This window comes from Mesotoga sp. UBA5847 (assembly GCF_002432735.1).
Lineage (GTDB): Bacteria > Thermotogota > Thermotogae > Petrotogales > Kosmotogaceae > Mesotoga.
This window is the reverse complement of the sequence record NZ_DJGL01000014.1, coordinates 63,154-75,914: the sequence shown is the minus strand read 5'-3', so window position 1 is coordinate 75,914 and position 12,761 is coordinate 63,154. Positions and strand designations below refer to the sequence as shown.

The following is a 12,761-nucleotide window of genomic DNA, read 5'->3' as shown; positions in this document are numbered from 1 at the left end:
CTTAAGAGGCTCTTAGAATAGCCGAGTCGGACCATGATATAATTCATCGAATTGGAGGTGCAGTTTTGGAATTAATAGATCAGCTTAAATCAGAATACTCCGAGATCTCATATCTTCAGAATGCAGCGGCCCTGATGGTCTGGGATTTGAGGACTTACATTCCCCCTAAAGGGGCCGAGAATAGGGCGGAGGCTCTAGGTTATGTATCAACTCTTGCATTCAAGAAGGCAGTCTCAGATGAATTTGGAGCATTGTTAAGCCAGTTGAACGAAAGAGCAACCCAAGAAGGATTAACAGATGATGAAAAAGCAATGGTCAGGGTTGCTACGAAAGCATACAAAAGGGCCAGGTCAATTCCACCTGAGCTTCATCATAGGTTTTCCGTCCTAACGTCTAAGAGTGAAAGGGTATGGGAGAGAGCGCGAAAAGAAAACAGCTTTAGCAGCTTGGAGCCATATCTGGAAGAGATTGTCGATCTTTCTAGAGAAATGGCAGAACTGTATGGTTATGAAGAAAACCCCTATGATGCGCTACTCGAAGGTTACGAAGAAGGGATGACGGCAAGAAAGCTACGGAAGGTCATCGAACCACTGAAATCAGAACTAATACCCTTCGTAAAAAAGATATTGGATAAAGGCACACATCCTGACACGTCAATCCTTCAAGGGATGTTCAGCAAGAGGGCTCAGGAGAAGCTCAGCAGAAGGGCTTTGAAATTCATTGGCTATGACTTCGATGCAGGTAGGCTGGATGAGACTGTCCATCCATTCACGATTGGCATTGGAGTGAATGACGTTAGAGTGACTACCAAGTACGTGATCGAAGAGTTCACGCCCTCATTGTTTGGATCTATCCATGAGGGGGGTCACGCAATTTATGAGCAGGGGCTGCCGATTTCTCTGAAAGATACACCTATATATGGTGCATGTTCATTAGGAATCCACGAATCGCAGTCAAGAATGATGGAAAACATAGTGGGAAGAAGCAAGGAGTTTCTATCGTTTTTCTATCCTCAGATTCAGAAGGCTTTCCCGTCAAACTTCAGGAGTGTTTCGCTTGGTGACTTCTATAGAGCTGTAAACAATGTCAAACCTTCGTTGATAAGAATAGAAGCCGACGAAGTGACATACAACTTTCATATCATGGTAAGGTTTGAGCTTGAAGAAGCGTTGATGAAAGGCGATTTGAAAGTGTCTGAGCTTCCGGCTGCCTGGAATGCAAAGATGAGAGAATACCTGGGAATTGAACCTGAGAGCAACCGGGACGGTGTGCTGCAGGACATTCATTGGCCATCGGGAATGATCGGATACTTCCCCTCTTATATGCTTGGAAACCTTTACGCCGCTCAAATGTACGCGAAAGCAAGACAGGATATCCCAAATCTCGAAAAGAGGATTGAGAAGGGAGACGTTCTGGCTCTTGTAGACTGGTTGCGAAAGAACATTCATGCTGTAGGCAGAAAGCATGAACCGGAGAGGCTTCTCAAAGTAGCGACGGGAAAGGAGCTAGATTCTTCTTATTTCTTGAAGTATGTCATCGATAAGTATTCCGAAATCTACTTCATTTAGTTCTCAGAGGCCTTTAGATCTTCAAGTAAGGCCTCAATTTCGGAGAGTCTGTCGGATGAAAGCTTCAGACTCTCCTTTCTACTAGTAAGAAAGGAGATTATTTCCTGTGGCTCAACGATCGCCATATCTTTCCACATGAAGGAAATTACTTCAGCGTCTACAAGGTTATGAGAGGTGAGAAGGTATATTGGCGAGGGCATTTCATCACTTATCTCACATACCTTGCTGATCTCACCCTTCTGTAGGTACTCGAGAGATTTGTCCACTACGGCCTTTCCAATGCCACTTATTTCTAAAAGCTTTGTTATGTCACCATCTGAGAGATGGCCTCCCGGCAAATTTGATCTGATTATTCTTGCGGCGAATTCGTAGGTTCTCACTTTGAACGGGTTGTCTCTTATGACCTTGAGAAGTCTCGAGAGCAAGTCAAATTGCATTGCAAGTTCCTCTTTTCTCACCGGTATCACCTCTCAGTGTATTTTACACCGCTTACAACCGGCAGAGAGTAAGATGCTCGGAATTCTCTTGCGCTCTATTTGAAGTGAATCTATTTGCTTAGACAAAATCCAGGCATACAAAAGCCTCAATGAGTGACATAGGGATCGGGATATCAGAGGATAGGCCCGTGGATTTATTTTTTCCTTCTGCTAAGAACAGCTTCAATGTTCTCCTTTGCCGTGCCGACAAAGGCTTCATAGAAGGCCATGCCTGCTGCTTCTATAGCTTGAATGGCGTTGCCTCCAAGATGGAAAGCTATTATTGTGTCTATCCCTTGCTTTGTGAGCATATTTACTGCCATAGGTCCGGCACCGTGCGCCACACTGTTGTCTGGTTCTACATATTCTTCGCTTCCCGTTTCCGGGTCATACAGCAGAAAGAACTTAGCTCTGGCAAATCTATCGTCTGGGATGCTGTTGATACTCTTTTCTTTCACTGGGATAGCTATTTTCATTATTCTTCTACACCTCCGGAAATTTTCCGTTTCAACCTCAAGGCAATTCGCTTTATTGCTTGCGCTGCCGTAGAGTCTTCCATTGCAACAACCGGTTTTCCCATAATCGTCGCTTTCTCTACCTGCTCGTCAAAGGGAATCTTGCCGAGCAGTTCTATACCGTTGGCTCCACACCAGGACTCTATGAAAGCGCTCTTGGCTGTATTCAAATCCCATTTGTTTATAACTATTCCAAAGTCTCTCTTGAAATGTTTTATTGTCTCCACTATCCTTGCAAGATCGTGGTTTCCAGAAACAGTCGGTTCGGCAACTGCAAGAACGTAAGTTGCCCCGGTAATCGATGAAGTTGCGGGGCACCCTATTCCCGGGGCACCATCGATCACAATTACTTCTCTTTTTTCTCTCTCTGCGACATTAATTGCCAGCTTTCTGACCTCGGCCACCAACCCTCCAGAAGTCTCTTCCCCTGGAGTCAATAAAGCGTGGACAAGAGGGATTTCATTCGATTGAGACAAGAAGTAATCGCCCGATTTATTGTCTTTGAGTGAAATCGCATCTGCCGGGCAGACAGCCACACACATGCCGCATCCCTCACATGCGTAGGGATCGATTGAGTAAGGACCTCCCCTGATAATCGCATCGAACCTGCAGAATTTCTCGCAGAGTCCGCATGATATGCATTGATCAGAAATTTCGGCCTTTTTGCCACCATAGTATTCAAATCTCTCGATCTGCTTATTCTCGAGAATGAGGTGAAGGTTTGGTGCGTCTACGTCACAATCGGCCATCACTATTGAGTCAAAAAGAGAGGAAAGCGATCCTGCAAGTGTTGTCTTTCCAGTTCCGCCCTTTCCACTTACTATGGCAAGTTGGAACATCATGACACCCCCGATGAAGAGATGATCTTTTCCGCCAGTTTTTTGAACCGTATCTTCCATGATGGCGAAGTCTCAGTAAATAGCTTGCCTTCTGAATAGGCTTCCGCTATGCTGCGGTCAAAGGGTATTCTTTCGAGGAGAACGAGGTTTTCTTCACCAGCATACTCATCTATCATTGTGTAAGAATTCGTATCTCTGTTGATTACGACACCGAAAGGAATTCCCATCTCTCTTACAATTTGAACTGCAAGTTTCAAATCATGAAGACCAAATGGAGTGGGTTCGGTTACCAGTATCGCGAAATCTACTTTTCTTAGTGTCTCTACCACAGAACAGGACGTTCCCGGGGGAGAATCAATGATGACGACCTTATTTCGATCGATATTCTCTTTAAGCTTTCTGATGACCCTTACAGGAGATGGTTCTCCAATTTCCAGTATTCCCATTCCAAAATCGATTTTGTTGTTGATCTTACCCGTCATGACTTTTCCAATGGTTTTTGGCCTCTCGGTGATTGCCTTCTCGGGACAGACAAAAGTGCACAAACCGCAGCCATGACACAAAGATTCAAAGACCATGACACCCGTGTCAAAAACAGAAAGTGCTCCAAACTGGCAGGCTTCAGCGCATTTGCGGCAACGAGTGCACTTTTCCTTGTCTATTACGGGAAGCATCAGCTCAATTTCCTCTTCATGCTCAATCTTTGAGTTAAAAAACAGATGTACATCGGGTTCTTCTGCGTCTGCGTCCAGAAGTTGAACATCAAACTCTTCAGATATTGCGTATGCGAGGTTTGTGGCAAGGGTTGTCTTTCCTGTGCCTCCCTTGCCACTTAGTACGGCAATAACCAAGGCCTACCACCATCTCCTGAAGCGATAGCCCATGCCTCTTCCGGCTCCAAATCCTCCCCCAAAACCCATCCTTCTTCCGAGAAAAAGTCTTCTCCTCGGAAATGGTCGGTAGTAGTTCCTTGCGGGTGTCGGCCTCGACACTTGATCATCGGGAGCACAGTTTCCCATGCCCCAGCCGGTCATCGGCCCATAACCTTCGGGTCCAGTTCCATCTCTCCACGGCATATTGTCACTCCTCCTCTTCAGTACTGTTTGTGTTTTCAAGCGTTTCCAATCTCTTCTCTATTTCCTTGAGTTCTTCGCCGATCATCTCAAGCTCTCTCTTAAGCATCGCTTGATACTCCTTCAGTTCCTGACTCTCCATCTCAGGTGAAATCTCCTGATCGTAGGCGTATGGTCCATAATAACCGAAACCTCTTCCGGGTCCAAATCCCCTACCGTATCCCATTCCTCTTCCGTATCCCGCTCCATATCCAGGGCCGAAGCCGTAGTATCTGCAGGAACCGTCTCTAAACCTCATAGGACCAGATCCAAATGGCATATTGTCACCTCCTATATATGCAGTAATCATATATATTATACTGGTTGCAGCTAACAATGTCAACAACAAATCTAGCTTTGCCGAATTCTGGAGAATTTCTGATATTATCTAAGTGAGGAGGATAGATGGGAAACAAAGCTCATGTCTTGCTGTTTTCACTAATTTCCCCATTTTATAACGTTGCTTTCAAGTCGCAGCTTAAGAATTATCGAAGCCTTTTGAAAGAACATCGTTCTCTACTTGGCGACGACATCAAGAGCGTTCTCGATATCGGTTGCGGAACAGGTGCTCTTGCCAAAGCATTCGACGAACTGGGATACCGAGTAACGGCTGTTGATGCTTCGACTCCCATGGTAGCGATAGCGAAGCATAATCTTAAGGAAAGCGGAGTCAAAGTCGTTCAAGGCGACTTTTTTGAGAAGCTTCCCTTTGAAGACAATAGTTTTGATCTTCTCGTTGCATCTTATGTTGTACACGGTCATAAGATTGACGGCAGGGAGAAGTTTTATAGAGAGAGTCGCAGAATATGCAGGAAAGAGGTTCTGGTTCATGAGTTCTTTCCGAATAGAAATCTCTTGGTCTATGTTGTCGAGTTCTTCGAAAGAAGCGATTACAGAAACTTCGTTCCGAAAGCCTTCGAAGAGCTCAAAGAGAATTTTCCCATTGTAAAAGACGTTAGGCTTTCATCTACGACAGGGTGGTATTTATGTCGGTGCGACTAGACTCTCAAGTTAGTTGAGTCTTCAGGATTTTGAAATTTGTGGGCGTTCAAGGAAGGGCTGGTGTTTCAGTATTTGACCAATAGCATTATGGGGGTCTACAGGTGAAGAAAGCTACTCCTTACATATTTATTGCACCAGCAGGTGCAATTATTGGTTTCTTTCTGTTATATCCATTGATTTACTCATTTGCCATTAGCTTTTTTGAGTGGGACCTGTCTCCGACAATGACTTTCGTGGGTTTGAGGAACTACTCACAGATTCTCTCATCGAGCGAATTCTGGGACTCAATGTTATACACCGCTTATTACATTCTCGGCGTTCTCCCTTTTTCGCTCCTTATCGGTTTTCTCTTTGCCAATCTTCTGAACGATTCGACGATGAAGGGGATAGGGTTCTTTCGAATGATTTACTTCCTTCCGGTAGTAACATCGCCCATAGCTGCCGGTATGGGCTTCAGCTTTCTGTTCAGTACGGAACTCGGTTATGTGAATCATATCATCTCCTTGTTTGGCGGGGATTACATCAACTGGTTAACTAATCCTCAGGGCGTAATTCAAATTCTTTTCAACTGGACAGGCATTCAGCTTCCCAGAATTCTGCAGGGGCCGAGCATAGCGCTTTTCGTGATAATTCTAATGGGAATATGGCAGAATATCGGATATGCCATGGTTGTCTATCTGGCCGGTCTTCAGAATATCCCTACCACATACTATGAAGCGGCGGCGTTGAGTGGAGCTAACAGGTTCCAGATGTTGAGAAAGATCACCGTTCCGCTTCTTTCACCGACAACGTTCTTCCTTCTCATAATGTTCAGCATAAGCTCCTTCCAGGTCTTTGGACCGATTATGGTTATGACTCCAGACGGCGGACCGCTTAATACAACCTCCGTTGTCGTGTTTCGGCTTTATCGAGAGGCCTTCTCCTATTACAGGTTTGGCTATGCGTCCGCAATGGCCTTTGTTCTCTTCCTTTTTGTGATATTTTTGACTGCATTCCAGGTAAAGACAATTGAAAGGACTGTTCATTATGAGTAAGAGGATTGGAAGGATTCTGAAGTACTTCGTGTTGATATCCGGTGCAGTTGTGATGATTTTCCCGTTTTTCTGGTCTTTCATGACCTCCTTTAAGGATTTGCGAGAGATTCTCATGGATCCCTTTTCTCTTATCCCGAAGGAGTTCACACTGAGGAATTATGTTAGTGTTTTCACGAAAGTTCCATTCGCAAGATACCTTCTCAATAGCACTATCGTAGCGCTGGGAACCACTTTCTTGCAACTTGTGACGGCCTCTCTAGCGGCCTTTGCATTTGCGAGAATGAGATTTAGGGGCAGAGAAGTGATATTCTACATCTTTCTGGCAACTATGATGATCCCTCAGCAAGTCGTAATGATTCCGCAGTATCTCGTTGTAATGAGACTCAATCTGGACAACTCATACCTTGGCCTCATTATTCCTCACGCAGCCACTGCGATCTCGATCTTCTTTCTGAGGCAGTTCTTTCTCACGATTCCAAGGGATCTAGAGGATGCTGCGATAATCGATGGTTGCGGTCCTTTAAGAACTCTGCTCAATGTTTTTTTACCTCTCACAAAACCCGCGATAGCAACAATCGCAGTCTTTTCTTTCATGTGGTCATGGAACAACTACTTCTGGCCCCTCTTGATTATTAGCGAACCTGAGATGAGAACTGTTCAGTTGGGACTAGCAATGTTCAAGTCTGAAGGGGGAATACAGTGGGGAGAGTTTATGGCCGCAACTGTAGTGGCTACGCTTCCGATCATGATAGCCTATTTCATCGCTCAGAAGCAATTCGTGAAGGGAATAACCCTTACGGGACTAAAAGGATAGCGATAAGGAGGAAGAGATGAAAAGAGTGACCATGGTAGTTATCTTGATGATCTTTGCACTAACGGGAATGGGAGCTGTCACGCTCACATTCTGGCACTCGATGTCCGATTATCAGAAGCCGATTATCGACAAACTCGTATCTGATTTCAACAAGGCACACAAGGACATCACTGTAAGGGCAATCTTTCAGGGCTCGTACGATGAGACCGTTACGAAACTAAAGGCGGCTTTGCTGGCTGGAAAAGGGCCGGATGTAGCACAGGTTAACATCGAGCACATCCAGATATTTTCAAAAGACCATTCTCTCCAGGATCTCACAGATCTTCTGGCCGGCGATCCTACGCTTGACCCCGATGACTTTGTCCAGAGCTTCTGGCAGACAATAGTTCGTGACGGAAAGCCATATGCGCTTCCTTTCAACATCAGTGCGCTTATGCTTTTTTACAACAAGGATCATTTCAGAGCAGCGGGACTTGATCCAGACAGACCTCCTCAGAACTGGGAGGAACTCGAGGAGTACGCCAGAAGACTCACAATAAGAAAATCTCTGGATTCTAGACCCTCTCAGTATGGTCTCTTATGGGGTGTAGACACCATGTTCTATCAGTTTGAACCTCTTGTCTGGCAGAACGGAGGAGAGATTTTCGATGAAGATATGACCGAGTGTGTAATCAACTCTCCTGAAGGAGTCGAGGCTCTGGAAACGTGGAGGCGTTGGTTCGTCGAGGGTTTGTCTCCGGTGGACTTGACCATCGATGAAGGAATACAGTCCTTCACAATGGGGAGAATCTCGATGGGCCCCATGACGAGCGGAGGAATTAGGTACGCTCTCGAGAACATACCCTGGAGTCTGGGAGTAGCCCCTCTTCCTGAAGGTAAGCAGAAAACCACAACGCTTGGAGGAGGTTCTCTTGCCATAATGGCCGGACTCTCAGAAGAGAAGCTTCAGGCCGCCTGGACCTTCATCAAATGGATGGTTTCAGAGAAGAACACATTGTTCTGGTATGAGGGAACGGGATACATGCCGGTTCTGAAGTCTGCAATGAGTTCTCTTGAGATACAGCTTATCTGGCAGCGCTTCCCGCAGTTGAAGGCTCCAATAGACTCGATAGAGTTTGCCAGACCCAGGCCGGTTCACACAAATATTATTGAGATCAGGAATATTCTTTACGACGCTGTTGAGCAGGTAAGAAAAGGGGTTTCAGAGCCAAAATCGGCTTTCGATAGTGCTGTGACGAAAGTCAACGCGTTGCTTGAGTGAGGTGATGAGATGAAGCGAATACTTCTGTCGGTAATATTCATTTTCTTTTCTCTGACGGTTTTTGCCAACAAAATCGTTGAAATTGAAGTAACAGGTGTTGATAAGACACTTCCACAAGTGGTGATCAATATTTCCGGGCTCAAGATCGGTGAAGATTTGGACATCGAGAGAGTCTACAGGGCAAAGAGAAATCTGGAAGAATGCGGTCTCTTTACAGACGTATATCTTCAGCTTAGAGACTCAAATGGCGACTATAAGCTGGTGATTACGGTTCAGGAGAGCTCGACAATCTATCCCTATTTTGGCATGTACATGTCAATGGGTTTGGGGGAGAGAAATCTCCTCGGTACCGGTGTTAATATCTATGGCGGGGTTCGGTTTCTCAGATTGACCGACAAGAAAATCCTCGGGTTCCTTCCCCAACCCGAGTTCTTCTGGGGGGGATTGAGATTTGGCGCAAGCACGCTTAGCGTCTTTGGAACAGGAATCAATCCCTTCATTGAAGTGACTCTGTTTAAAGATGTTCCGTGGCAAGCAGATACTATTCTTTCTCTTAGTTCTGTAGATCTGGGTGCGACATATCCCTTTGGAGACTACGTTGCTGGACTCTCTTACACCTTTGAAAGTGCAACATTTGAGGCTACGGATTCAAACGACTACTCTGTATCAATACTAACAGGAGCCTTTGCCTTCGGGGATGAAGACAATTATCAGGAGAAGAGAGGTAATCTCTACGGGCAGACAAATCTTTCCTTTGGATTTGGGGAAGGAATATGCTATCTCCAGCAGAAGGCGTCTGTAAATTACTGGTACAGGATAATTGGAAGAATTTATATCGAGAGTGAGACAAGAGCAGGTGTGACTTATTTCGGAGTTGCGCCGGTCACCAGGAGTTTCTACCTGGGAGGAAGCACCGATCTCAAGGGCTGGAACCCCAATGCATTTAATCCTAGATTCTATGCGCTGGAGATACTTCAGGCAGGAGTCCCTCTCACTGAGAGCTTCGGCATTGCTCCTTCCGATGATATGAGCGTCTTCATTCCCAAGCTCTACTTGATGGCGGCCGCGGGTGACAACTCCACTCTCGGTCTGTCGATAGGAATAGGTTTCGAGTGGAGAACACCACTGGGAGTTGGAGTGGAGCCTCAAGTATTCTTCGGGGGAGACGGTTTCAAATTCTACTTCGAACTCAGGTAACTTCTTGGCTAGCTTCACAAGAAGATCATTTGCTTTTCTTTGCAAGCACAAAACGAGAGAACCGGCCACGAAAAAAGGCCGGTTCTTCTGCCACCCCATGTCCTTCAGCTTACTTCCTAACGGAAACGTTTTTCACATATTCAGAGAGCGAGTCGGCGAATTCGCTTAACACTGAATCCGGATAAGGTGGCGATTCGCAAAACCCGGATACCGGTCTATACTGCTGAATGGAAACCAACGACGCTCCGCTGCAAATCCTCGCGAGCTCTTCGAAATCCTTTTCGGGAACGTAAGGTGGAAACATTGTGATCCTTATCTCATGAGTGGAGAAAGTCTTTGCCAATTCAATACTCTTCTGGATTTGCTTCAGATTTACAGTAGAAAAAGGCTCATAGTTCAGAGACTTGAGATCAACTGCGACATAGTCGATGACATTCAGGAACTCCCTGAGAATGTCTGAATTCCAGCCATTGGTATCGAGCTTAACCAACACAGTCGGAAATTGGGCCTTCAGTCTTTCGACAAATGGAATCAGATCATCTGCCCTGAGTGTAGGCTCCCCCCCGGTAATAACAACCGCATCAATGAGAGCCGCTCTTCTGTCAAGGTACTTGAAGACCTCTGATTCACCAACTTTCTCCTCTACCGATTTCTTCAGTTCAGGATTGTGGCAATAAGCACAGTCGAAATTACAGCTTGAGGTAAACAGTGTCAGGGCTACTTTGCCCGGATAGTCCACTAGACTGACCCTCTCCATTCCTGCGAAATTCATCTACTCTCTCTCCCCTAATTCTGTAAGTCTCTCTCGTCTTAAATTCTTCCTGTTTTCCAGTGTTCCAGTTCTGTACTGGTCTGTAGTAGCCTGTAATCCTTGAATACACTTCGGTTGGCTTTCCGCATTCGGGACATGTGAACTGTTCACCTCTTATATATCCGTGGTTCTGACAGACAGAATAGGTTGGCGATATAGTAAAATAGGGAATTCTATAATTCTCTGCAATCTTCTTTACCAGCTGCCGAGTGGTTTGCCAGTCGGAGATTCTCTCCCCAAGGAAAGCATGGAATACGGTGCCGCCTGTGTATTTCTGTTGGAGTTCCTCCTGCAGATCAAGCGCTGCGAAGATATCTCTTGTGTAGTCTACCGGTAAGTGAGAGGAGTTTGTGTAATACGGGTTATCCTTTCCGGCAGTAAGTATTTGAGGGAATTTCTCTTTGTCCATCTTGGCGAGCCTGTAAGCCGTTGATTCGGCCGGTGTCGCCTCAAGGTTGTAGAGATGGTCGGTTGTCTCCTGATAGCCGATCATCCTGTTTCTCATGAAGTCCAGCACTCTCAATGCAAACTGATAGCCCTCTTCTTCGGCTATAGTCTTCAAGATCCATCGGGCATTCATACTTGCTTCATTCATTCCTATCAAGCCAATCGTAGAAAAATGGTTATCGAAGTTCTTCAGATATCTCTTTGTGTATGGATAAAGGCCTTCACTGTTCAGTTTCTCCACTACCGATCTCTTTATTTCAAGGCTTCTGCTCGACAAATCCATCATTTTAGAAAGACGTGCAAAGAACTCTTCTTCGCTCTTACTAAGGTATGCAATTCTCGGCAAGTTTATCGTAACGACGCCGATAGACCCAGTGAACTCATCCGAGCCGAAGAGCCCTCCCCCTCTTCTCTTCAGTTCTCGTTTATCGAGCTGAAGCCTGCAGCACATACTTCTGACATCATCCGGGTCCAGATCAGAGTTTATGAAGTTCTGGAAGTATGGAGTACCGTATTTGCTGGTTATCTCAAATAGAAGCTGGGCGTCTTCGTTGTCCCAATCGAAATCCTTTGTAATATTATATGTGGGTATCGGATACTGGAAACCGCGTCCGTTGGCATCACCCTCGTCGAGAATTTCCAGAAAGGCTCGGTTGATCATCTTCATCTCTTCCTGACAATCACCATATGTGAAGTCCATAGCTTTGCCGCCGACAATAGCAGGTTCGCTCTTTAGCTTAGATGGAACCACCCAGTCAAGAGTAACATTCGTGAAGGGGGCCTGTGTTCCCCATCGCGAAGGTGTGTTTACTCCGAAAACGAAAGACTGAATGTTCTGTTTTACTTCCTTCAAAGAGAGGTCATCTACTTTTACAAATGGGGCCAAATAGGTGTCGAATGAAGAGAACGCCTGGGCGCCTGCCCATTCATTCTGAAGTATTCCGAGGAAATTGACCATCTGGTTAACAAGCGTTGATAGATGCTTTGCAGGTGAGGAGGATACCTTTCCACGTACACCACCAAGTCCTTCTTCTATGAGCTGTCTCAGGCTCCAACCCGCGCAGTAGCCCGAGAGCATCGATAGATCATGGATGTGAATGTCCCCCTCGCGGTGGGCATTCCCAATTTGGGGATCGTATACCTCCCTCAGCCAGTAATTGGCGGTCACAGTTCCACTGTTGTGCAGAATCAGACCGCCGATAGAGTAGGTTACTGTGGAGTTCTCGTGAACTCTCCAGTCGAGCATGTCAAGATAACTGTTGACTGTCTTAGAGAAATCGAGCATGGAAGAATCGAGTTCTCTTAGCTTTTCTCGATGCCTTCTGTATAGAATATAGGCTTTGGCGACGTCAGCGAATCCTAGACTCTCCAAAGTTCTTTCAACGGAATCCTGGATATCCTCAATGTCCACCAGATTATCGGTGGCCTTCGGCTGAAAATCGGCTACTACCCTTAGCGCAACCCTCTCAAGAATATCCTCGTTAAAATTTGTCTCAGTCGCCTCAAATGCTTTCTTCATGGCGTTGATTATCTTCTCCAGGTCGAATTCGACTATGGCTCCATTCCTTTTTCTTACATTCAACATCTCAATACCTCCATGAATCGGCTAATGATGAAGGGCTCTATAAATTGTGTCCAAAAATGATTTTACCACAATATATGGATAATTCAAAAAAAGAAAAGAG

At 45.7% G+C, this 12,761-nt stretch carries 14 protein-coding genes; 6 read left to right on the top strand and 8 right to left on the bottom strand.

Features of this window, described 5'->3' with window-relative positions; genetic code table 11:
• Positions 1–65: 65 nt before the first annotated feature.
• Entirely contained in the window at positions 66–1,568 is a 1,503-nt protein-coding gene (locus B3K91_RS01675) for a carboxypeptidase M32 (RefSeq protein ID WP_292589269.1), read from the top strand.
• On the opposite strand, the gene B3K91_RS01670 is transcribed toward B3K91_RS01675, so the two are convergent.
• The 6 genes from B3K91_RS01670 to B3K91_RS01645 form a co-directional block, all read right to left on the bottom strand.
• Positions 1,565–2,026 carry a helix-hairpin-helix domain-containing protein gene (locus tag B3K91_RS01670; protein WP_292593899.1) on the bottom strand — a complete coding sequence of 154 codons (462 nt, stop codon included), beginning with the start codon at positions 2,024–2,026 and terminating at the stop codon, positions 1,565–1,567. The two genes, B3K91_RS01675 and B3K91_RS01670, sit on opposite strands and share 4 nt — an antisense overlap.
• A gap of 173 nt (positions 2,027–2,199) precedes the next feature.
• Positions 2,200–2,520: a NifB/NifX family molybdenum-iron cluster-binding protein gene (locus tag B3K91_RS01665; RefSeq protein WP_214061058.1), complete on the bottom strand. Its 321-nt coding sequence runs from the start codon at positions 2,518–2,520 to the stop codon at positions 2,200–2,202.
• The gene (locus tag B3K91_RS01660; protein ID WP_292593897.1) at positions 2,520–3,398 is read right to left on the bottom strand and encodes an ATP-binding protein; all 879 of its coding nucleotides are present in this window, start codon (positions 3,396–3,398) and stop codon (positions 2,520–2,522) included. The genes B3K91_RS01665 and B3K91_RS01660 overlap by 1 nt, the downstream gene beginning before the upstream one ends.
• The gene (locus B3K91_RS01655; protein WP_292593895.1) at positions 3,398–4,249 is read right to left on the bottom strand and encodes an ATP-binding protein; all 852 of its coding nucleotides are present in this window, start codon (positions 4,247–4,249) and stop codon (positions 3,398–3,400) included. The genes B3K91_RS01660 and B3K91_RS01655 overlap by 1 nt, the downstream gene beginning before the upstream one ends.
• A gap of 3 nt (positions 4,250–4,252) precedes the next feature.
• Complete coding sequence (locus tag B3K91_RS01650; protein WP_214061055.1) at positions 4,253–4,474, bottom strand: DUF5320 domain-containing protein; 222 nt, start codon at positions 4,472–4,474, stop codon at positions 4,253–4,255.
• A 4-nt stretch (positions 4,475–4,478) separates the two neighbouring features.
• Positions 4,479–4,790, bottom strand: a complete 312-nt coding sequence (locus B3K91_RS01645; protein ID WP_214078172.1) for a DUF5320 domain-containing protein — start codon at positions 4,788–4,790, stop codon at positions 4,479–4,481.
• Between the two features lie 125 nt (positions 4,791–4,915).
• Between B3K91_RS01645 and B3K91_RS01640 the strand changes: the two genes are divergently transcribed.
• From B3K91_RS01640 to B3K91_RS01620, 5 genes are all read left to right on the top strand, one after another.
• Positions 4,916–5,512, top strand: a complete 597-nt coding sequence (locus B3K91_RS01640; RefSeq protein ID WP_292593894.1) for a class I SAM-dependent methyltransferase — start codon at positions 4,916–4,918, stop codon at positions 5,510–5,512.
• A 101-nt stretch (positions 5,513–5,613) separates the two neighbouring features.
• On the top strand, positions 5,614–6,546 hold the full coding sequence (locus tag B3K91_RS01635) for a carbohydrate ABC transporter permease (RefSeq protein ID WP_214060600.1): 933 nt from the start codon (positions 5,614–5,616) through the stop codon (positions 6,544–6,546).
• A complete protein-coding gene (locus B3K91_RS01630; RefSeq protein ID WP_214060599.1) occupies positions 6,539–7,360 on the top strand; it encodes a carbohydrate ABC transporter permease in 822 nt (273 codons plus the stop codon). The genes B3K91_RS01635 and B3K91_RS01630 overlap by 8 nt, the downstream gene beginning before the upstream one ends.
• A 16-nt stretch (positions 7,361–7,376) precedes the next feature.
• Complete coding sequence (locus B3K91_RS01625) at positions 7,377–8,621, top strand: ABC transporter substrate-binding protein (protein ID WP_292592573.1); 1,245 nt, start codon at positions 7,377–7,379, stop codon at positions 8,619–8,621.
• Between the two features lie 9 nt (positions 8,622–8,630).
• Positions 8,631–9,818 carry a BamA/TamA family outer membrane protein gene (locus B3K91_RS01620; RefSeq protein WP_292593892.1) on the top strand — a complete coding sequence of 396 codons (1,188 nt, stop codon included), beginning with the start codon at positions 8,631–8,633 and terminating at the stop codon, positions 9,816–9,818.
• Between the two features lie 109 nt (positions 9,819–9,927).
• Here B3K91_RS01620 and B3K91_RS01615 read toward each other — a convergent pair whose 3' ends face one another.
• Together B3K91_RS01615 and B3K91_RS01610 are read right to left on the bottom strand one after the other, a co-directional pair.
• The gene (locus B3K91_RS01615) at positions 9,928–10,590 is read right to left on the bottom strand and encodes an anaerobic ribonucleoside-triphosphate reductase activating protein (RefSeq protein WP_214060596.1); all 663 of its coding nucleotides are present in this window, start codon (positions 10,588–10,590) and stop codon (positions 9,928–9,930) included.
• Entirely contained in the window at positions 10,508–12,661 is a 2,154-nt protein-coding gene (locus tag B3K91_RS01610) for a ribonucleoside triphosphate reductase (RefSeq protein WP_292593891.1), read from the bottom strand. Before B3K91_RS01610 ends, B3K91_RS01615 begins: the two co-directional genes overlap by 83 nt.
• Positions 12,662–12,761: the final 100 nt, after the last annotated feature.